Raw genomic sequence first — 21126 nt, 5'->3', positions numbered from 1 at the left:
GGACGTAACCACCGTATATGCAGGAGGAGAATATGATGAGCATGAGAATAAAAAAGAGGAACATAAACACCTATATAGTATGTACTTTCACCATTTTGTCGCTATTCCTGTCGGCATGCAACGGCACATCGGAGGGAACATCCGGCGACTCCTCAGGCAAGAAGCAGATCGTTCTAGCGACGATGACTCAAAACCGCTTCCTCGACTTCGCCAAGGAGAAATACGAAGCGTTGCACCCCGATATTGAAATTGTGTACAAAGTATATCAAGAATTGGATATTAGAGAAACGGGAAACAACATGGCACAAATATCCATGCCAACAAAGGAGGACCAGGAGAAATATATCTCTACCATCAATACGGAGATGATGTCGGGCGCGGGCCCGGATATCCTGGACACGACAGAGCTTCCCGTCGACAAATATAAAGAAAAAAACATGCTTGCCAACCTCTACGACATGATGGATCAAGATCAAGACTTTAACAAAAATGAATACTTCCAAAATATATGGAAAAGCACAGAGTTGGATGGCGGGCTCTATACATTTCCGGTCAATTTTTTACTGGAAATGCTCAATGCCAACGATGAACTGCTGAAGCAGGGCGGAGTACAGCTTCAAGAGCCGCTGTCCTGGGACGATATCCTGACAGCGACGGAACAAGTAAGACAAGTGGTTGGCAACGATGTTTCTGCCATCAGTGAGAGTTCGCCCGAAGACTTGGCGAGTGAGTTAGTCAGTCTGTATTATTCGCAGCTGGTGGATTCAAAGAACAAAAAAGCCTACTTCGATTCCGATGATTCCCGCCGGTTGATCTTGAAGGTGAAGGAAATATTTGATAGAGGGTTCGCTGGGGCCGGCATGTCCGACATCCAGACCGACATCCAGAGTATGGAGGATTTTACCGAAAAGATGAAACTTACTATTTTCTCTCCATCCTATATTTCGGATCCAACGTCTTTCGCTTTAAGCGGCACATTATACAGCCAGCCCTCTTTCGATGGCAAGAACGAGGAATTAGCATTTCGGACATTGCTGAATTTGGGGCTCAACGCGAACTCGGCCATGAAGCAAGAGGCGTGGGATTTCTTGAAGTTCCTCGTGTCCGAAGAAATGCAGCAAGCTCCTGCAAGGATTGGCCTGCCGATAAACAAACAGGTGTACAACGAGATGTTCGATCGTATGCTGGATGATGTCAAGAAGAACGGAAGCGTAACGACACCCCGTGGAGAAGAGCCCGTGTCGGTGACACCGGAGCAATTGGAGAGCATGCGGCCTCTTGCAGAGAAAGCAAATCAGAAATCGTCCGGGGATCCCAAAATATTGGATATATTCCGTACTGAAATCGCTCCCTACTTCGCCGGCCAGAAGTCGCTTGATGACGTCCTGCGTATCATCCAGAGCAAAGTGACCACCTACCTGAACGAATAACGACCGCCTAATTTGCATCCTCTTCGGTTATGGAACAGCCCCGTGCCTTGCATAAGGATACGGGGCTGTTCCGCCAAGAAGACGCTCTTCGAAGCATGGATCATGCTCTCTATCCGGCGACGCAGGCGCATTGCGTTCCGGCTCTGACCGGGAGCAGGCCGGATGTCAATGCCCCCCGTCCGGCAGCCGCTCTACGATCGCCTGCGCCGAGGCGAGGCTTGGCTGATGGGAGATGCTGACGTGAATGCGGCAGGAAGCGCCGGACAGGCCGAGCCGGCTCCAGGCCGCCTCGCTTAGACGGGCATGCGGCTTGCCGCGCGCATCGGACAATACTTCGATATCCTGGAAGCCGATCTCCGGCCCGATTCCGGTGCCGAACGCCTTCACGACGGCTTCCTTCGCGGCGAACCGGCCGGCTACCCATTCCGTCCGGCGCGCTTCCCGCTGCGCAAGGGCCTTCCGCTCGCCTGCAGTCAAGATCCGCTGCAGGAAGCGCTCCCCGCTGGAGCCTTTCAACAGGCGGGCAACCCGCTCCAGCTCCAATATGTCATGCCCGATACCGTAGATCACGAACCTCTTTCCCTTCTTTTCGGTTACGCTTGAATTTTATATAGAGAGCATACAACTGAGAAGCCGTAAGAAGCAAGTTCGCCTCCGGCATAGCGGGCTGGTGTGTTGCATCCGATTCCGCATGGCCCGTTCGGCTCCCGTGAGCTTAGTTCCCGTCAGGTTGCTTTCCTCCGGGGAAGCCGCCCACGTCCTGCCGTCTACTCGCTCACCCGCCATTTCACCAGCTTGTTAATGACGAACAAGGTGACGATACTGAAGGCGAGCAGGACGACACAGTTCCACATGACGCCATCGGTCCAGCCAATCAGCAGCACAGTACGCATTGCATCGGCCGCATAAGTTGTCGGGAACAGATACGACACCCACTGCAGAGGCAGCGGAAGCTGTTGCATGTCCATCATAACCGGGGACAAGAAGGTGATGAACATCATGAGCACCTGGCAGACCATGTTCGTCAGCTGGTGATTCGGCGACCAGAAGCCGATGCACACCCCGATGCCGACGACGCTGGCGAGCGACAAAATAATGACGAGCGGCATCCCCCATGACAGCTGGAAGGCGATGCCGTAGCCGATGCTTCCGATGACGGCCAAAAGGACCGTAGACGGCAGCGTGCTCATCAAGCCGCGCAACAAGTTGGCGGCGACGAAGCTCATTTTGGAGATCGGGAGCGAGGCATAGTACGTAAAGTGGCCTTGATGCTTTTGCCATGAAATCTCCTGGCCCATGCTGTTCATCCCCGTCACAATGATCCCGAAAATCAGGTTGCCCGCAATGATGCGGGTAATCATCTCTTCGCTCGGATTGTCCATGAAGAAGGTCATGAACATCATCGTCGTTAATGGGAACATCGTCGCCATCAACAGCACCCATACCCAACTGTCACGAATAATGGCGAATTGAATGCGGAACAGGATGGACAGCTCGGTTAGCGCGCGGCCCGGACCTTGCAGCGGAGCGGATGCCGCTTCCGAATTCGGATGTGGAGTAATCGCCGGATTCATGCTCCCGCCACCTCCTTCTCTACCTTTTGATCAATATGAAAATAGACATCCTCCAGGCTAGGCGGCTTCACTGCGTATTCCTCAATCGGCAACTCCGGAGAATGCACGATATAATCGAGCACTTGACTGGCATCCTCCTTGTTCACCAGCAGGATGAGCCGATTCTCTCCGTTGCTGTGCAGCTGCCCCCAGCGTTCCAGCGCCTGCACCGTATCCTCGCGGCGTCCGAATTCCGTCGTCAGCTCGAACTTGAGGCGCTGATCGACCTTCTGCTTCAGCTTCGCGACCGTATCGTTCGCCAGCAGCCGGCCATGATTGATGACCGCGACCCGATCGACAACCTGCTCGGCCTCGAGCACGTTATGCGTCACGAGAATGACGGTAGCGCCCTGCTGATTGCGCTCCTTGATCAGATTCCACACCAGGCGCCGATTGGCCGGGTCGAGCTCATTCGTCGGCTCATCCAATATCAGCACCGGCAGCCGGTCGATCATGACCGTCCCGATACCGACCATTCGCCGCTGGCCGCCGGATAACTGCCGCAGCAGCTTCCCTCCCTTATCAGCCAACCCCATAAGATCCAGCAGCTCCTCGGCTTGCCGCTCGGCCTCCGCCTTGGCCATGCCCCGCAGCCGGCCGGTGAATACGAGCGCTTCGCGCGCCCGGAGCGAGGACAGCACATGCGGCTCCTGCGAATAATAGGCCACCTGCTGCGCAATCCGCTTCGAATGCTGGCTGACGTCGATTCCTTCATATCGCACGCAGCCCGACGTCGGCTTCAAATGCCCGATCATTTGGTTGATCAAGGTCGATTTGCCGGCGCCGTTCGGACCGAGCACGCCCAAAATCTCGCCCTCCTGCACCTGGAGCGAAATGTCGATATTCGCCTTGACCTTTCCTTTTTTATAAAGCTGGCTCACTTGTTCGACCTCATATACGACCCGATCCACCCGCTTCTCCCTCCTCATCCTTCTATCTATGAGCATACATGGAGTTCCTCTTCCCCTGAAGCGTCCGCCGATTGAAATCGTATTCATGCTGCGGAACAATTTATGTCTCGGTCTAGAGACCGAGGGGCGGAGCGGACCAAGAGCAGGCCAAGAGGGGCCGGTTCCACAGTTCCCGAAATCGCTCCGCCGCGGGAGCAACCTCCCCTGCCGTTGGCCGATAAGGTGTTGTCTCAATCTCCATCATTTGTTAACCTTATATATAATAAAAATAGTTTACACAAAAGACGCAATGAAGTTAACGGACATACCGGAGACGAAGGAGCTGGAGTTCAATGCTAGAGAACCGGAAGCAGCAATTGCTGGATAAGGACCGGGCGTATGTGTGGCATCCCTTTACGCAAATGAAGGATTACGCCGATCGCGACCATGTGCTGATCGAAAAGGCCGAAGGCCTCTTCCTCTATGACGCGGACGGACGGCGGTATTATGATACGATATCCTCCTGGTGGTGCAATCTGCATGGGCACGGCCATCCGCGCATCAAGGCGGCGATTCGCGATCAGCTTGACGCGTTCGATCACATCATGTTCAGCGGGCTGACGCATGCGCCGGGCATCGAGTTGGCCGAGCAGCTCGTGCGCCTGACACCCGAAGGGCTGACGCGGGTGTTCTACTCCGACAACGGCTCGACGGCCGTCGAGGTGGCGCTCAAAATGTCGTTCCAATATTGGCGGCATACCGGGCGAACGGAGAAGACGACGTTCGCTTACCTGGACGGGAGCTATCATGGCGACACGTTGGGCGCGGTGAGCGTGGGCGGCGTCGATCGCTACCACGCGCTGTTCCGGCCGCTGCTGTTCCACGGCCACCGCCTGCCGGCGCCCGATCTGCGGCAGGCGCGCACCGCGGGAGCCGATGGCGAACGCGAGGTGGCGGCTCGGGCGCTCGCCGCGGTGCGCGAGCTGTTCGAGCAGAAGGGCGACACGATCGCAGGCTTGATCGTGGAGCCGATGCTGCAGGGAGCCGGCGGCATGATTATGACGCCGTCCGCCTATCTGCAGGGCGTGCGCGAGCTGTGCAGCCGCTACGGCGTCCACCTCATCGCCGACGAGGTGGCGACGGGCTTCGGGCGAACAGGCGTCATGTTCGCCTGCGAGCATGCCGGGGTCAGCCCCGATATCCTGTGCCTCAGCAAGGGGCTGACCGCCGGCGTTATGCCGCTCGCGGCTACGCTGTGCCGCGAGGAGCTGTACGCCGCGTTCTATGACGATGACGCGGCGAAGACCTTTTTCCACGGCCACAGCTTCACCGGCAATCCGGTGGCGTGCGCCGTGGCGTTGGCTTCGCTGCGCCTGTTCGAGGAGGAACGCGTCCTCGAACGGGCGCAGGACACCATTGCCGCGCTGGCGGATGCCCTGCGCGGCCTGGCCCGCCTGCCGCATGTCGCCCATGTGCGGCAGCTTGGGCTCGTGGCGGCGTTCGACCTGTACCTGGATGCCGAACGCCGCCAGCCCTTCCCGCCCGAGCGGCGCATCGGGGCGGCCATGTACGAGGCGGGCTTCGAGGAGGGACTCATCCTCCGCCCGCTCGGGGACACCCTCTACTATTGGCTTCCATTATGCGCCAAGCCGGACGATGTCCGCGACATCGCCGCCCGCACCGAGCGGGCGCTCCGCCGCGTCCTCGGCTAACGCCGAAGCGGGCGGGAGCTTGATTCATCAGCTCCCGCCCGCCCTATTATCCTGCCCGCTACAGCCTAATCCGCGCCAGCGTTCGGATAATCAGATATCCCAACACAAAACAGAACCCGGCCCCAATCAAATATCCCAAGCGGCCCGAGTAGAAAAGGCCAGAGCCGATGTTGCCGCCGAGCAGAGCGGAACACAGGACGAAGCCCCCAATCAGCACCTTCTCTCCCGAAGGAAACACGATCAGCTTGCCGTTGTTCTCCAGCGGATTGCGGTTATACAGGACAAGACCCGCGACAAGCAGCAGCAGAGCGGACACGCCGACGAATCCGTACGGATACCGATCGGTTTCTCCCGTAATCCAGATCAGGACATTTAATTTTTCCCATACGGTCCCGCTCAAATCCATGTGCTGGTAGATCAGAACCAGAAAGAAAACATAGGCAAGCTGCTGCACCATCAAAACCATAAAGTCATAAATGCAGAAAAGAATAAAGGTCAGCACCGCCTGGGCGGTCCAGCTGCCTGTGAAGGAGCCGATGAAGAGCATAAACGTATACACCGACAGGACGGCAAAAATAACATGGAAAGCGTACTTGATAAAGTCCATGACGTGAAAATGAGAGCCGACTGGAGAAGACCACAGCATGACGGCGTACAGCACGGTGATCACGAGCACCGACGAGATGATATAAGCTGCGCCGACCATCCATTTGGTGCCATAGATGAGCCACCGGGGATACGGCAAAGCGAACCCCAACTCGCTGATGTGGCTGCGCCGTTCATAGCCCATTTGCCACAAAGCCAGCAAAAAGCAGATCAATGTAAGACCTAACTGGAAAAAGGCATACTTCTCGGAAAACGCCCACCTCACCGCATTATCCGGCTCGCGGTCGAATATCGAGGCATTATGCTGGATATACTGCGGCGTCTGGAACCACCATTGCTGCATATGTGTTAACAATACGGCAAAGAACCCAAGCAGCAGCATTAACCCGAGCAATCCCCATGTCTGGCGAATCTCCTTCCGCCACAGCGGCCGGACAAACCAATTATGCAGCACCCCCGTCACCTCCCGACTTCCATGTGAACCAATCATCCAGCGAGAGCGGGAGCTCGTCGATGAGCATCGGTTCCTCCCGCTTCAACGCCTCCAAGGCAGCTTCCGATTCCACAATCACCGTGTACACGCGGCCAACCTGCTGAAGAACGAACACCTCCGGCTCATAGAGCCAGGCTGGCGGCTCCGGCTTGCCGAACACGATCTGCAGCTTCTTGATTTGCTGCCGCAGCTGCTCCAGCTCCCACACATCCTCGGTCCGTCCTTCCCGCAGCAGGACGACCGTATCAGCGATGCGGTCCAACTCGTGCAGCATATGCGATGAGATGAGGATGGAAGACTCTTCGCCCAGCGATCCGACGATCAGACTTAACAGCTGCTTCTTCGCTATCGCGTCTATCCCGTTCGTCGGCTCGTCGAATAGAATCAGCCGCGCTTTCGTAGCCAACCCGAGGGCCGTGCTGAACAGCATCTTCATTCCCTTCGACAACGAGCGTACCCGCTTGTTCAGCGGGAGCTTGAAGTTTTTCATGGCCTCCGTAAAATAAAAAAGATCAAAATTCGGGTAAATTTGCGCGTACCAGCTGGCGCATTCCCGAATCGTATACGATTCCAGCGCCGTCGGCGCATCCGGGACAAAGACAATATCCCGCTTCAGCTCCGGATAGCGGTGAACGCTAATCCCGTCAAAAGCGACGCTTCCCTGATCCGGGCTATAGATGCCGACCATCGTCCGCAACAGCGTCGTCTTGCCGGTCCCGTTCCGGCCCATAAGCCCGACGATGCGCCCCGGCTCGATGCTGAAGCTGACGCCTCGCAGGACAGGCTTGCCGTCAATCGATTTATGCACAGCCTCCACTTGCATCATGATTCTTCCCTCCACCATTCATGACATGCCTGCTCGACCATGTCCCGCAGGCTGGACGGTTCCAGTCCGAGATGCTTCGCTTCCAGGGCGACGCGCTTGACGTCCTCTCTCAGCTTCTTCATCCGTTCCTCCGCCATGCCGGGAGACGCCGATTCCGCGACAAACGTGCCTTTGCCCCGCATCGTCACAATCACCCCTTGCCGTTCGAGCTCCTGATAAGCCTTGCTGACCGTATTCGGATTAACCAACAGCATGGCGGACAGCTCGCGTACCGAAGGCACCTTCTCTCCCGCTTCCAGCGCTCCCGTCGCGACGAGCGCTTTCATCTGGTCCACAATCTGCTCATATATCGGCGAAGCGCTCTGCTCTTGCAGGCGAAACATGGACACCCTCCCTTTCTGCTGATCGAACCAAAACTTAAAGTGTATTATAAAGACTAGTACACATGGTACACGACAATAGATATTGCTGTCAATATGAAAATGACATTCTGCTCCAATTCAGGGGTATGGTACAATGGGGAAAAATAAGATGGAAAGCAAGGAGGTTGGCTAGATTGAAATATGGATTCACCTATTCAGGACAGGACGGCCGCATTCTGCGCGGGGACGTCTTTCTGCCTGCGCAACCGCAGTGTCCGGCGGTGCTCCTCATTGCTCACGGATACAAAGGATTTAAGGATTGGGGAATGTTCCCTTATGCGGCGGAGCAGATCGCCAATCGCAGCGGGCTGCTGACGATAACATTTAATTTTTCACATAATGGCGTCGGCTCTTCGCTTGACCGCTTCGATCAGCCGGAGCGGTTCGCGCTCAATACGTACGGAGAGGAACAGACCGACCTTGCCATGCTGCTCGCTTGGGTTCGTTCCCCCGAATTCCCGCAATGGCTGGCTGCCCAAGGAGGAATCTTCCCTTACTCGAAGGAGATGCCGCTGTATCTGCTCGGCCACAGCCGGGGCGGGGCAAGCTGCCTGCTGTATGCGCTGGAGCATCCCGAGCGCATCGCAGGCGTGCTTACGTGGAATGGCGTGACGAATATGGATTTATTCTCCGCGGAGCAGAAGCAGGAAATGCGGGATAAGGGGGAATCCAAGGTCCTTAACGCTCGCACGGGCGAAGCGCTTCCGTTGTCCCGCCTGCTGCTGGACGACCTGGAAGCCAATCGCGATAAATATGACCTGATTCATCGCGTGCGCAATGCCCGCTTCCCTCTGGCGCTCATCCAGGGCTCGGACGATCTGCCCGGCTTTCGAGACGGCTCGGCCCGTCTGGTCGCCAACTATCCGGAAGCGGAATGGATCACGATCGAAGGGGGCGGCCATACCTTCAACACGGTCCATCCTTTCCAAGGCACGACACCGGAGCTGGAAGCCGCCATTGAAGCAACCGTTCAGTGGCTGGGCGCCCGCTAATTTTCACACATAGACAGGAGATGCTGTGTACTTATGTTGACCCCGCGCCAGCTCGCTGTGTCGGTCCTAACGACGATAGGCGGTCTTACCGCTGCCTATCTGCTCGGTCTGCCGCATATTGCCGGCTTTGCTGCCGGCTTCCTTGTGCTTGCCCTCTTCTCGCGCAAGCAGGGCCATCCCTGGCCCGACCTGCTTCGCTATATGCGTGCCGGCGCCCTCCATACGATGGAAGTCGTCTGGATTTTGCTCATGGTCGGCCTGATGATTCCGGCCTGGACGCTCAGCGGAACCATCCCTTATCTAATCGAACAGGGACTATCGGGGATCCATCCGGCTTGGATGACGACGCTCACCTTCTGGTTGTCGGCTCTGTTTTCCATGCTGCTGGGTACCTCGACGGGGACTTTGAGCGCGATAGGCATTCCGATGATGGGAGTCGCGGCGATGGCTGGCGTACCGCTGCCCCTTATGGCCGGGGCACTCGTATCCGGTGCGTTCGTCGGCGATCGCACCTCCCCCTTCTCCAGCGCCCACCGCTTGGTCGCCGATTCGACGGGAACCCCCGTCCGGCTCCAGGCCCGGGCGATGCTGCCCACAACCCTGCTCGGTCTGGGCGCGGCTACGGCCGTCTTCGCCTTGTTCGACTGGACGGGAGCGTGGGTCGTTCCGGCCGAGGCATTGCAGATGGAAGCCTATCGCGATGCCTTTGCTTTTCACCCGCTGCTGATGCTGCCCGCTCTCGTTCTGGTCGCAGCGATCTTGTTCCGGCTCAAGACGCGTTACGCCTTCCTGCTCTCCATTGTGACTGCGCTCCTTCTCGGCACCTGGCTCCAGGGCGCCAATCCGCTGACATGGTGGAACGGCTTGCTGTGGGGATATGACCATGCCTCACTGCCCTCGCTGCATACGAAGGGCGTGCTGAATATGGTCGACCTCGTCCTGCTGATTGCGATGGCCGGCGCATTCAACGGCATACTGGAGTCGACGCGCACCCTGGAGCCGTATATGGCCTCCTTTTTGGGAGCGAAGCCGTCCCTGCCCGGAGCCACCGCGCGCATCGGCTTATTCGGCTTCATCTTGGCGCTAGTCTCCTGCACGCAGACTCTGCCCATCATGATGTCAGGCCGGAGCGTGCTGCCGCTGTGGACCACCCGCTTCCCGCCAGCGCAGCTCTCCCGCATCGTCGCCGATACGGCGCTCGTCCTCGCTGCCCTGATTCCGTGGAATATGCTGGCCGTCCTCTGCGCCACGATTCTAAATGTGCCTGTTCATCAATACGCGCCCTTTGCCGTATTTCTATGGATACTGCCGCTGTGCACGTGGCTCGTCTCCTTCCTGATCGGGCGGAAGCGAAGTGCAGCGCAATGCAGCCAAACACTATCTGGCTGAACGAACAAGAATAGCCGCCGACGGGGCGTCAGGGCTTATACTGCCGCCACAGCGGCTCTTCCCTTGGTCAGGACGAATCCTTTCTGGGTCGGGCAGCTTCTGGTTTCGGCCGTTCCGTCGCCGTCGTCCTGCCGCCGTCGTCTTGTCACCGTCGTCCCGTCGCCGTCATCTGTCGCCGTCGTCCTGTCGCTGTCGTCCCGGCCCCCCTCGTCCCACCGTCGCGGCTCTCCCCAATACCTTTACGCCGCTATCCCCTTTGCTCATATTTGATAGCGGCTTACCGGCTCGCCAGCTTCCAGGGTGATTGTTGGGAGTTATTCTTGGGGGGATTGGATATTGGACAGCATCTCTTTTTGGCCCTTTTCGTCACTATCCCCTTTGCTCATAATACAATTGCTGCTTCTCGATATTGCGGTGCTGTCCGGTTCGGTTAACGGCTTCTCTGTCTGTTGGATATGTTATTTTTTTCATTTGGAAGAGACGTCTGATTGCAGGGGATGCCAGGATGTATGTTTTCTGCTCCTTTTCCAAAACACGGTCTCCTCCTAAAATTTCACCGCAAGCAAGCCGTTCCTCTCTTCTTTTATGAGTCATGGGGATATTGAGCAAAAGGCCTTGAAAACATACTTTCCCCCCGCCCCTGAAAGAGATGTCTTCTTCTTATTCAAAGTAAGGTGACGGAAAGGGAAGAAACCACGATATACTAAGGAGAGCCAGTGTTCTCTAAGCAGAGGGAGCGAGCTCCGCGTTCGGCATAGCTCGAGCTTGCTTGCACCGGTTTCTTAAGATATAAAAAAAGACAAGCACGGTTCATGTGCTTGTCTTCTTCGATCAAACGCGAATATGGCAGGTCTGGGCCTGGCCTATTTTGAATGACGGTTAGATTCCAGGAATCGGGGCGCGTTTGTGCTCGGTTTTGCGATAGTGCTGTTCGAGCTTCGCTTGAACGTCGGCAGGAACCGGCTTGCCCTCCAGGTAGTCGCTGTTGTGCTCGTAGGAGACACCCAGCTCTTTCTCGTCGGTCTGCCCCTCCCAGAGGCCGGCGGTCGGCACTTTGTCGATGACGCTGCGCGGGACGCCAAGCCGTTCGGCAAGCTGGCGAATTTGACGCTTGTTCAGGGAGGACAGCGGAGTGATGTCTACGGCTCCGTCGCCCCATTTGGTGTAGAAGCCGGTCAACGCTTCGGATGCATGGTCCGTACCGACGACGATCAGGTTCAGGTCGAACGCCAGTGCATATTGGGCGACCATTCGAATTCGTGCTTTGATGTTCCCTTTGCCAGGAATGCTGATATGCCGCGGTTGACCGAGCCCCTTGAAGCCCTGCTCGACCTCAAGCGCAACCTCGTTCACCGCCTCTTCGATGTTGGTCTCGACGGTATGCTTCAACTGAAATGCTTCCGCGACGGCATAGCTGTCCGCAATGTCAACCTGCTCCCCATAAGGCTGGAACACGCCCAGCGTCATGTACTCCTGGCCAGATTCCGCAGACAGCTCGTCAGTGGCGCGCTTGCACAAGCCGGCGGCGACCGCGCTGTCGATTCCGCCGCTAATGGCGATCAGCAGCCCTTTCGCGCCTGCATTGGTCACATACTGCTTCAAAAAATCAACACGTCTGCGGATTTCGGCATCTGCATCGATTTGGGGCTTGACTCCGAACCGGCTGATGATTTCCTCTTGTAGGCTCATCTGGATATCTCCCTTCGATCCATCCTGTTAACGATCTGATCGTATTTATGGAAACATCCCCGCATCAGAGCAACGCGGGGATGAGACTGCGCATTAGCGGCAGTGGCGATCAAATGCTGCTGTCAGATCCGCTGCAATCTGCTCGGCAGAGCGGTCTTCTACGCTGTGGCGTTCGATAAAATGCACCAATTTGCCATCCTTCATCAAGGCGATGGATGGGGAAGACGGCGGATACGGCGCAAAGTATTCGCGCGCTTGTGCCGTAGCTTCTTTGTCCTGCCCTGCAAAGACGGTGAACAAATGATCCGGCGTCACTTCATGCTCCAACGCTGTGCGCACGCCTGGACGGCATTGTCCCGCCGCACAGCCGCACACGGAGTTCACGACTACAAGCGCGGTTCCCTTCGCCGTCGGCAGCTTCGCTTCCACCTCTTCCGGCGTCCGCAATTCTTCGAAGCCAATTGATGTCAATTCGTTGCGCATCGGCTGCACCATATCGCGCATATATTGCTCAAAAGACATAGACATTCTTCACTTCACTCCTAACCCGTTAAATAATTACCCCGATAGACGTCACCAGATAGTGCTATCGTTAATATTTTAACCATTTGCACAGGAGTAAAGCAAGGGAAAGCCGTTCCTTCCGGAGCGGCTTTCCCTTATCTTGCGCCTTTAGCGCTTATGTGGACGGACGGTTCGGCCCTTCCAGCTTTTTGTCAACCGGTATTTTGCCGCGTGTGTCGGCTGTGCGGTTGGCTTGTTCCTGCTGCTTTTGCTCCTTGGAATGACTCTCTTGCATCTCCATAGGCCTCCTTCATGCAGTCTCGCATCTAGTATGCGCACCAGCAGAAGAGCCTATCCTTCCTCCATGTCCGGGGAGCGCTCAGGCGGTGTGTCCGTCCCCGTTCCCGTCTCCGAGTCCGTGTCGGTCTTCTCCCGGTGCCGAACAACCATATATCCGGCAGCCAGCAGGACAACGCACAGCCATTGTTCAGGGGCGAGTCCCATCCATATCGTCTCGTGAGTCTTCACGAAGCTGGCAAGCATGCCGAACGCCCCTACGGGGACGAAGGTCCACTGCGCATCCGACAAGCTGCCGGGCGGACGCCGCCTCATCCATATTCCCGCCAGCAAAAGCAGGGCGATCATGGACTCGACAGGCGGCAGGCCTCTGGGCAAAATGCCGCTGGGCATCGGCAGCGCCGTATATCCCGGGGCCGCGCCATCCTGCAGCGCGTACAGCCAGCCATAAGCCGCGAGGAATGCCAGCAGCCCATAGGCGAGCAAATCCGATAGCACCGGATACGATAAACCGTTCCGTCTCATGTATATGGTCGTCCAGACGATGAGGCCGAGTACAAGCAGCACATTGCCGTTCGCGGACGTGCCGCTCAGAAATAACAGCGTGCGGGGCTGTTCCCATAGAATCGACGGCGCATCCCACAGGAAGCCGAACTTCGCATTCAACATGCAGATGAAGGCGACCCCGTAGGCCCAGTCCGCATAGCGGCGATTCACTCCCTTGTGCATGCGGACCCGGAGCGAGATGACGAGCGCCGCGATCAGGAAGGACGCAAAGCTTGCCAGCAAATCGCCGTTGATCGTTAAGCTGCCAATCTGGATTACGTTCACACGCCCACCTCCCTCATCTATGATAGCTGACGATTAGAGCGCGTTCAACGCTTCCTGCGGATATTGTTCCTTCTCACGCGGTTCTCTCCGCCGCTTCGGATCGATATGGAAGGTGACGATGAACGTGGTCCCTCTCTCCGACGTATCAATCTCGATCGTTCCTTCATGCCTTTCGACGATGCTCAAGCAGAGCGGCAAGCCGAGTCCGGTCCCTTTCGATTTGGTCGTATAGAACGGCTCGAACAGCTTTTCCAAGACGGAATCTGGAATTCCTGTCCCGGTATCGCTTACAAGCAGTTGCACGCCTTGGGGCACGGCACGGGTCGTGATCGTTAATGTCCCCCGCTTCTCCATCGACTCCATCGATTCCAGCGCATTGCGCGACAAATTCAGAATAAGCTGCTTCATTTCCTTCGTATCCAAATACAGCTCCGGAATATTCTCGCCCAATTGATAGACAACCTCCTGGCCGCGCAGGTTGGCGTCCGCCCACAGCAGCGGCGACAGCTGCTTCATAATATCGTGCAGATGGACCATTTCCTTCTCCACGATGCGGTTCTGCGCCAGCGCCAGAAAATCGTTGATGATTCCGTTGGCCCGGTCGATCTCGTCCATCACAATCCGGTAATAGTCCTTCATATTGTCGGGACTCTTCTCTTGGATCAATTGCATGAACCCGCGAATGACCGCCATCGGATTGCGGATCTCGTGCGTAATGCTGGCAGCCATCTGGCCAACCAGATGCAGCCGCTCCATGTTGCCGATCTCGGCGCGCAGCTTGGACAGCTCGGTCACATCATGGGCCATGCCTACCGCGCCGACAATTTCCCCGGTCTCTTGACTGTAGATGGACTTGGCCAGAATGTAGTAGTCGCGTTCACCAAGTCGAGCGACCTCGCCTTCGACGGCCCCTTTTTGCAAAGCCCATTGAAGGATAATAAACTTATTCGGCTCATCTCCCATCTTGTGCAGCAAATCCCGCAGTGGACGCCCCATTAATTGCGCTCTCGTCACGCCGGGAACCTGCAGCTGGATCCCTTCGATCATCATGTCGTTGAGGGCAGTGATGCGGGTATCCGCATCGATGGCAATGACGCAGAGCGGAGCCGTATTGAGAATCTGCTTGAGCTTCTCGACCTCCTCCCGGTATTGACGGGAGACAATTCGGTATCCCTGCTGCAGGAACGTCTTCTCCCTCGTGCCTTCCATCATATACAGCACCAAGCACGCGGTAAGCAGAAACACGATGCCGAATAAAACGAGACAGGACAAGCCTAAGGCCCCCGCCTCTCTCTCAACCGGATCGGTCCAGAGATACGCTGCGTAGACAATGCTGTAGACGAGCATGCCGAGCAGCGAGAAGGAAAGAATGATGGCAAGCCGCATTCGCAAGCCGGACTGACGAAATTTGTTAATCGTAATAAACAATAGCGGGGTTAAATAAATCAGGGCATCTCCCCATTGGTTCCCCGCCGGTTGATATAGTGGAAAAGCGATAATAAAAACGGTATAGAGGGCCACCATAACCAATCCGATGCGGTATCCGCCGTATAGCACGCCCAGCATAAAAGGAATCAGCCGAAAATCGAATGGCTGTGAAGCCTCCGCATGTTGGAAGGAGAACAGGATGCACAGAAACACGGAAATCACGGAAGCCGCTCCAACAGCAAGCCGAGTCAGCAGCGGCCGCGCCGACCGAATGGAACACAGCTGGCAGGCGAACGCCGGAATACAAGCAATCAGAACTTGCAGAAGGGTTTCCTTCAAAGCGATGTACATGATTTCTCTCCTCTGGCATGTTATGGAATGCATTGATTAAAACATAAATGGCCAAGTTTGACAATGGAGCAAGCCGATCTTTTAGGCATTTTTCTACATTTTGCGATACAATAAGGGACGAAACGACGGTGAAGGAGCATACGAAATGAAAGAGACCGATATTATAGTTATCGGCGGCGGACCGTCAGGATTGATGGCCTGTGTTGCTGCTGCGGGCGAAGGCGCGGACGTGCTGCTGATCGACAAAGGGGACAAGTTGGGCCGCAAGCTCGGCATTTCGGGCGGCGGACGGTGCAACGTAACGAATAATAAAGATTTGAATGAGCTGATTCGGCATATTCCGGGTAACGGGAGATTTTTACATAGCGCGTTTTCTCACTTCAATAATCAGGATATTATCCGCTTCTTTGAAGGACTCGGCATCGCGTTGAAGGAGGAGGATAACGGCCGGATGTTCCCGGTGTCCGACAAGGCGAAGACCGTGGTCGAAGCGCTTATTGGGGAAGTGCGCCAGCGGGGCGTCACGATGATGACGAATCGTCCCGTGGCTGAGGTGCTCTATGCGGACGGCGCCGTGCAGGGCGTCCGCCTGTCGGATGGCGCGGTCATCCGCGCGAAGGCGGTCATCGTCGCAACCGGAGGCAAGTCCGTTCCCCGCACGGGTTCTACGGGCGATGGCTATCCTTGGGCCGAGACTGCCGGGCATACGATCACCGAGCTGTATCCGACAGAAGTGCCACTGACCTCGCAAGCTTATTTCATCCGTGAGAAGCTGCTGCAGGGCCTGTCGCTTCAAAATATCCGTCTTACGGTGTGGAACGCCAAAGGGAAAAAAATCATTCAGCACGATGGAGATCTCCTGTTTACGCATTTCGGGCTGTCCGGGCCGGCGGCGCTCCGCTGCAGCCAGTTCGTCGTCAAGGAGCGGAAGCGAACCGGACAAGAGACCGTGCTGCTGACTATCAATATGAAGCCGGAGCTTAGTCCGGAGGAGCTGGAGCGGCAGCTAATGGACAGATGGAGCCAGGAACCGAAGAAGGCGATCAAAAATGTGCTCAGGCACCTGGTGCCCGAGCGGATAGTGCCCATCCTGCTCCAGCAGGCCGGCATCGAGGAGAGTGTAACCCGCGATCATATTCGCAAGCAGCCGCTGCAAGAGCTATGCCGGCTGATTACGTCCTTCCCCGTCAAGGTGAACGGCACCTTGTCTCTGGAGGAAGCGTTCGTCACGGGCGGCGGGGTCAATTTGAGGGAGATCGACCCGCGCACGATGGAGTCGAAGCTGATGAGAGGGCTCTTTTTCTGCGGCGAGATTCTCGATGTGCACGGGTATACGGGCGGTTATAACATTACGGCCGCATTCGCTACCGGATATACGGCCGGGAAGCATGCGGCTGCCCTTCCATAACAAGCAAAGCGGCTTCGCTCCCTGTCGCTGGGGAGCGAAGCCGCCTCTTGCGTTGCCCTAGATATGAATCCCTCCAGGGAACTGGTTCGTGTCGTCATTCCAGCCCATCGCGTCCTCTTCCCGCGCCTCGAGATCATCATGACTCGATTCGGCCAAGGCATACCGGTCGTCGTCTGCCCAATCCTCATTGATCACATGTGCCGGAATCGGAATGAGATCGATATTATAGGCATCATTCACGATTGCGGATTCGGTCATATCTCCCTCTTCCACAAGCGCACCGCCGTGAGCTTCGGCAATTTCAATCGCCGAGGCCAGATCTCTTTTCTCCACATGAATATGAAGCTCCGTGCGGTGATTGCCGTCATAGACCGGCGCATAACCAAGCTCTTCCAAGGTGTCGAAGGCCAATCCGGCACTCGCGGCATCCGAGAACCGGAACCGGATAGCGGCTGCTTCCATGTCTTGCCCTCCTCTTTCTCCGCTTTGGACATAATATGCCCGCAAGACCGGAATCTCATCCGTTCATCGGTTCACGCGCCGAATTGACTCTCCTTCTCTTCCTTGGTCTTCTGCTTCCAGCCCTTCATCTGCACGATGATCGTTCCAATCGCGCCGGCGGCCAGTCCCCCTACAAGCCCCATGCCGACTGCCAACAGCGGCGGCGCAATGAAGAGCCCGCCTGCCAGCGCCCAGAGAAAGCCGGGAACAGATGCCAGCACCCGGACCATATGAGCCGCCGCCTGCTGCAGATGCGACGAGCGGAACGAGAACATCGAAGGCACATCTCCTTCAATGAATTCCCTCCAATATGAGCTGAGCCAGTAGCTGAGCACACCGCATAGGACGGGCATGATGAAATAGTACAGGCTTGGCAAGGAGATGACGCAGGTGACGGTAGCGGTCAATCCAATCCCGACAAGTTGCAGATAGAACAAACAATGATTGCGGCTGCGCAGCAGCGACTTGACTGCCAATGAGCCAATGACCTGCCCGCCGTCCTTCCGCTTCATGAAATAGCCCGAGCGCGGGAAAAGCAATCCCCGCTTCCGCTTCTGCCGCACAGGCTTGTCCATGCTCTGCGACAGCAGCAGCGCGGTCAGTCTCATCCGTGCCTGGCTCTCCAGCTCGACATCGCGCTCGAAGGCATGGGTGACATGCAGGCGATACCGGATAAACGGCGCGGCCAGGATAGAGAGCAGCAGCGCTCCGCCCAACGGCAGTAAGGGATGAATGGACAAAATGTAGACGAGGCCGCAATAGGCGGCAATCATCACAGAGCCCGCCAACAGACCGAGCCCCCAACGCCGCCAGCCATGCCATTCCGTCTGGACGCGGTTGCGAACGCATGCCGATAATATGGATAAGGAGGCGATTCCCGTTCCAAAAGCCGCCAATTCCCCGGCAGACAGGCCGTAGCCCTTCATCAGCCAAGGGGCCGCCACCACTCCGATAAGGCCGGTCAGCAAGATGCTGCGCACCGTGTACATCAGTACTCCGAAAGCGGCCAACCGTCTCCACCATGCTTTCTTTTGCCTGAGGAACAGCACGTCGCCCGCTTCGCTCCACGTATGAAGCGTACCGGACAGCACCGGCAGGAGGAACGGCAGCAGCCATACTTCCCTCGGCAATGCGACCCAGGATGCCGGCAGCGGAAGGGTCCACCAATCATAATAAAACTTGATGCCGAGCAGCAGCGCTGGAATCGCGATATAGAGCCACACGGTCCAGTCCAGCGCGGAGCGGAGCGCCTTCCATTGGTACATGGCATTCGTCGCCCACCGGTACTGGGCGAGCCTCCACGGCCCGGAGACCGGGCGCTTCACGTCAGCACCTCGAAGCAATCGAACAGCGTCCCTTCCGGAAGCCCACTCGTTCCACGCACCTGCTCCAACGTGCCGGAGGCGACAACGCGCCCCTGATGGATCAGCACAAAGGAATCGCAGACCCGCTCGGCCGTATCCAGCACATGCGTGCTCATGAGGACGCCGGCTCCACGCTTCCGCTCCTCCTCCAGCATCCGAAGGAAGCGCCGGGTCGCCCGCGGATCCAGGCCGACGAACGGCTCGTCCACAATATATAAGGAAGGCTTGAGCAGGAAGGCGATAATTAACATCAGCTTCTGCTGCATTCCTTTGGAGAAGCTGGTCGGCAAATGATGCTTCACCTCGGTTAATTGAAAGATGCCCAGCAGTTCCTCCGCCCGCTCCCGGAACTCGGCTTCCGGCAGCTCATGGGCGGCGGCGGCCAGCTCCAGATGCTCCCACAGCGTCATCGAATCATACAGGACGGGCTGCTCCGGCACATAGGCGTAGGTCCCCGTTCCGTCCCCGATGCGAATAGTCCCCTTGACCTCGCGCATAATGCCAAGAATGGACTTGATTGTCGTGCTTTTGCCGGCCCCGTTCGGTCCAATGAGTCCGACGAGTTCCCCCGCTTGTACTTGAAAGGAGATGTTGCGTATCGTCGGATCTCCTTTGTCATAGCCCGCTTCTTCGATTCGTGTATCCAATACGATCATGCCAGCACCTTCTTCTGCTTGCTGGTTCTCTTATCGTCTTACGGCACTAAGAGAACGATTTTCCCTACATTTTCATTACGTTCCATCCGCTGATGCGCTTCATTTATTTGCTCGGGCCGCCAGACCGAGTCGATGACCGGAAGGCACACTCCACGCTCCAGCCATGGCCCGGCGAAGCTCCAGAACGCCTTCGTCAACTCGCTCTTGCGCTTCGGAGGCAAGCCGCGCAGCGTACTCCCGATGACATGCAAGCGGCGCAGCATGACGGACATGAAGTCCACCTCCACCTTCGAGCCGCCCAGCGTTCCAATCAGGACCAGCCTGCCGTCCATCGCCATGCAGCGCATATGATCGTTCCAATACGCGGCGCATACCGGATCCAGCACGACATTTACGCCGGCGCCCTCCGTCCAGGACAGCACCGTCTCTGTCAACGGCTCAGTCCTATAGTTCAAGACGAGCTCTGCCCCCAATGCCTTCAGCCGCTCGCACTTCTCCTCCGTCCCGGCCGTGGCGGCGACTCTCGCCCCAGCAGCCCGCGCGAACTGAATCGCGGCCGTTCCCACGCCGCTTGCCCCGGCATGGATGAGCACTGATTCCCCGCCCTCCAGCTTCCCAAGCTGGAACAGATTTAAATAGGCCGTCAAATAAGCCTCCGGCAGCGCCGCCGCCTGCTCCAAGGTGAACGCCGCAGGGACGGGCAGCGCCATATCGGCCGGGATCACCGCATATTGGGCATAGCCTCCTCCCGGAAGCAGCGCCGCGACCCGGTCTCCCGGCTTCCATCCCGTTACTCCCGGACCGGCCGCTTCTACCGTACCCGCCATTTCGAGACCGAGTACGGGAGACGCCCCCGCCGGCACCGGATATTTTCCGCGCTTCTGCAGCAGATCGGCCCGATTCAGCGCCGTGGCATGCACCCGGACAAGCAATTCGCCTTCACCGCAGCGCGGCACTTCCATCTCCTTCCATGTTAGCCGAAGGTCCGATTCCACATGACAAGCCAGCATATTGGTCGGATTGGTCATTCTGTTCCTCCTCCTTAGGTATGCCCCTCTCCATTTTCCACCAAATAGAGCTGAACGATCTCGATCAAATTTAATATTCAAAATTTATTGCACTTTTAGCCCAAAAGTGTGATCTATGACATGTTGGACATCAACTTTAGCTTATACGATGAAGAGGTAACCAGTAAAGCGAGGTGGAAAGGACTATGTCTGAACGGGCGCAACGCGATACCGACGAAGCCCTGCATTTGTTCCGCGTATTCTCCAAAGCTTTCAAGAGCGTCTCCGATCATGCCGCTGCAGGCTGCAAAAAACAAGGCTACAACCCGACCGACTTTGCCGTACTCGAAATGCTCTATCATAAAGGACCACAGCCGATACAACAAATTGGAGCGAAGCTGCTGCTGCAGAGCGGCAATGTCACCTATGTCATCGACAAGCTCGTACGCAACGGCCTGGTGCAGCGCCACCCATGCTCCAAGGATCGGCGGGTCATCTACGCCGAATTGACGGAACAGGGCCGGACAGAGATGCAGAAAATTTTGCCGAAGCAGGCCCAGACCCTGCGCCGGGCATTAAGCGGACTGACCTTGGAAGAGAAGGCCCAAGCGATACTTCTGCTCAAGAAGCTGGGCATACAGGCGGAGAAGCTCAGTCTTGTCACAAAAAAAGAGGGGTAAAACAGGAAGAAACGGCCGCGGTTGCGAAGGCCGTTTC

General features: G+C 56.9%; 20 protein-coding genes. 6 read left to right on the top strand and 14 right to left on the bottom strand.

What is annotated here, in order from left to right; genetic code table 11:
* Nucleotides 1-32 precede the first annotated feature (32 nt).
* Entirely contained in the window at nucleotides 33-1430 is a 1398-nt protein-coding gene (locus DQX05_RS02130) for an ABC transporter substrate-binding protein (RefSeq protein WP_182914583.1), read from the top strand.
* Nucleotides 1431-1595: 165 nt separating this feature from the next.
* Here DQX05_RS02130 and acpS read toward each other — a convergent pair whose 3' ends face one another.
* The 3 genes from acpS to DQX05_RS02115 all read right to left on the bottom strand — a co-directional run bounded on the left by acpS (nucleotide 1596) and on the right by DQX05_RS02115 (nucleotide 3954).
* On the bottom strand, nucleotides 1596-2000 hold the full coding sequence (acpS, locus tag DQX05_RS02125) for a holo-ACP synthase (RefSeq protein ID WP_119790442.1): 405 nt from the start codon (nucleotides 1998-2000) through the stop codon (nucleotides 1596-1598).
* A 197-nt stretch (nucleotides 2001-2197) separates the two neighbouring features.
* A complete protein-coding gene (locus DQX05_RS02120) occupies nucleotides 2198-3004 on the bottom strand; it encodes an ABC transporter permease (protein WP_119790440.1) in 807 nt (268 codons plus the stop codon).
* Nucleotides 3001-3954 (bottom strand): ABC transporter ATP-binding protein, encoded by a 954-nt coding sequence (locus DQX05_RS02115; RefSeq protein WP_182914582.1) that lies wholly within the window; start codon nucleotides 3952-3954, stop codon nucleotides 3001-3003. Before DQX05_RS02115 ends, DQX05_RS02120 begins: the two co-directional genes overlap by 4 nt.
* Nucleotides 3955-4286: 332 nt before the next feature.
* On the opposite strand from DQX05_RS02115, the gene bioA reads away from it, so the two are divergent.
* The gene (gene bioA, locus DQX05_RS02110) at nucleotides 4287-5645 is read left to right on the top strand and encodes an adenosylmethionine--8-amino-7-oxononanoate transaminase (protein ID WP_119790436.1); all 1359 of its coding nucleotides are present in this window, start codon (nucleotides 4287-4289) and stop codon (nucleotides 5643-5645) included.
* A gap of 58 nt (nucleotides 5646-5703) precedes the next feature.
* On the opposite strand, the gene DQX05_RS02105 is transcribed toward bioA, so the two are convergent.
* The 3 genes from DQX05_RS02105 to DQX05_RS02095 are packed head-to-tail and all read right to left on the bottom strand — an operon-like array spanning nucleotide 5704 to nucleotide 7953.
* Nucleotides 5704-6705, bottom strand: a complete 1002-nt coding sequence (locus tag DQX05_RS02105) for an acetoin ABC transporter permease (RefSeq protein ID WP_119790435.1) — start codon at nucleotides 6703-6705, stop codon at nucleotides 5704-5706.
* On the bottom strand, nucleotides 6695-7570 hold the full coding sequence (locus DQX05_RS02100) for an ABC transporter ATP-binding protein (protein WP_119790433.1): 876 nt from the start codon (nucleotides 7568-7570) through the stop codon (nucleotides 6695-6697). Before DQX05_RS02100 ends, DQX05_RS02105 begins: the two co-directional genes overlap by 11 nt.
* The gene (locus tag DQX05_RS02095) at nucleotides 7567-7953 is read right to left on the bottom strand and encodes a GntR family transcriptional regulator (protein ID WP_119790431.1); all 387 of its coding nucleotides are present in this window, start codon (nucleotides 7951-7953) and stop codon (nucleotides 7567-7569) included. The genes DQX05_RS02100 and DQX05_RS02095 overlap by 4 nt, the downstream gene beginning before the upstream one ends.
* Before the next feature lie 173 nt (nucleotides 7954-8126).
* Between DQX05_RS02095 and DQX05_RS02090 the strand changes: the two genes are divergently transcribed.
* Nucleotides 8127-8984, top strand: coding sequence for an alpha/beta hydrolase family protein (locus tag DQX05_RS02090; protein WP_119790429.1), 858 nt, complete (start codon nucleotides 8127-8129; stop codon nucleotides 8982-8984).
* A gap of 33 nt (nucleotides 8985-9017) precedes the next feature.
* On the top strand, nucleotides 9018-10373 hold the full coding sequence (locus DQX05_RS02085; protein WP_119790427.1) for a Na+/H+ antiporter NhaC family protein: 1356 nt from the start codon (nucleotides 9018-9020) through the stop codon (nucleotides 10371-10373).
* A gap of 879 nt (nucleotides 10374-11252) precedes the next feature.
* Here the strand turns inward: DQX05_RS02085 and nadE are convergent.
* From nadE to DQX05_RS02065, 4 genes are all read right to left on the bottom strand, one after another.
* The gene (gene nadE / locus DQX05_RS02080) at nucleotides 11253-12062 is read right to left on the bottom strand and encodes an ammonia-dependent NAD(+) synthetase (protein WP_087443992.1); all 810 of its coding nucleotides are present in this window, start codon (nucleotides 12060-12062) and stop codon (nucleotides 11253-11255) included.
* Nucleotides 12063-12155: 93 nt separating this feature from the next.
* Nucleotides 12156-12590 (bottom strand): BrxA/BrxB family bacilliredoxin, encoded by a 435-nt coding sequence (locus DQX05_RS02075; protein WP_119790425.1) that lies wholly within the window; start codon nucleotides 12588-12590, stop codon nucleotides 12156-12158.
* A 327-nt stretch (nucleotides 12591-12917) separates the two neighbouring features.
* On the bottom strand, nucleotides 12918-13694 hold the full coding sequence (locus DQX05_RS02070; protein ID WP_119790423.1) for a hypothetical protein: 777 nt from the start codon (nucleotides 13692-13694) through the stop codon (nucleotides 12918-12920).
* A gap of 33 nt (nucleotides 13695-13727) precedes the next feature.
* Nucleotides 13728-15473, bottom strand: a complete 1746-nt coding sequence (locus DQX05_RS02065; protein ID WP_119790421.1) for an ATP-binding protein — start codon at nucleotides 15471-15473, stop codon at nucleotides 13728-13730.
* A 145-nt stretch (nucleotides 15474-15618) separates the two neighbouring features.
* Here DQX05_RS02065 and DQX05_RS02060 point away from each other — a divergent pair, with 145 nt between their 5' ends.
* Complete coding sequence (locus DQX05_RS02060; protein ID WP_119790420.1) at nucleotides 15619-16881, top strand: BaiN/RdsA family NAD(P)/FAD-dependent oxidoreductase; 1263 nt, start codon at nucleotides 15619-15621, stop codon at nucleotides 16879-16881.
* 57 nt (nucleotides 16882-16938) lie between these two features.
* Here the strand turns inward: DQX05_RS02060 and DQX05_RS02055 are convergent, their stop codons facing one another.
* The 4 genes from DQX05_RS02055 to DQX05_RS02040 all read right to left on the bottom strand — a co-directional run bounded on the left by DQX05_RS02055 (nucleotide 16939) and on the right by DQX05_RS02040 (nucleotide 20430).
* Nucleotides 16939-17343 carry a DNA/RNA helicase gene (locus DQX05_RS02055; protein WP_119790418.1) on the bottom strand — a complete coding sequence of 135 codons (405 nt, stop codon included), beginning with the start codon at nucleotides 17341-17343 and terminating at the stop codon, nucleotides 16939-16941.
* 71 nt (nucleotides 17344-17414) lie between these two features.
* Nucleotides 17415-18725: an ABC transporter permease gene (locus tag DQX05_RS02050; protein ID WP_259391734.1), complete on the bottom strand. Its 1311-nt coding sequence runs from the start codon at nucleotides 18723-18725 to the stop codon at nucleotides 17415-17417.
* Entirely contained in the window at nucleotides 18704-19402 is a 699-nt protein-coding gene (locus tag DQX05_RS02045) for an ABC transporter ATP-binding protein (RefSeq protein ID WP_119790415.1), read from the bottom strand. The genes DQX05_RS02050 and DQX05_RS02045 overlap by 22 nt, the downstream gene beginning before the upstream one ends.
* A 38-nt stretch (nucleotides 19403-19440) precedes the next feature.
* On the bottom strand, nucleotides 19441-20430 hold the full coding sequence (locus DQX05_RS02040) for an NAD(P)H-quinone oxidoreductase (RefSeq protein ID WP_182914581.1): 990 nt from the start codon (nucleotides 20428-20430) through the stop codon (nucleotides 19441-19443).
* Nucleotides 20431-20615: 185 nt separating this feature from the next.
* Between DQX05_RS02040 and DQX05_RS02035 the strand changes: the two genes are divergently transcribed.
* Nucleotides 20616-21089: a MarR family winged helix-turn-helix transcriptional regulator gene (locus DQX05_RS02035; RefSeq protein ID WP_119790413.1), complete on the top strand. Its 474-nt coding sequence runs from the start codon at nucleotides 20616-20618 to the stop codon at nucleotides 21087-21089.
* Nucleotides 21090-21126 lie beyond the last annotated feature (37 nt).

This window comes from Paenibacillus thiaminolyticus (assembly GCF_003591545.1).
Taxonomy (GTDB): Bacteria; Bacillota; Bacilli; order Paenibacillales; family Paenibacillaceae; genus Paenibacillus_B; species Paenibacillus_B thiaminolyticus_A.
Note: the sequence above shows the minus strand (reverse complement) of the source record. Positions and strands in the feature narration are given on the sequence as shown.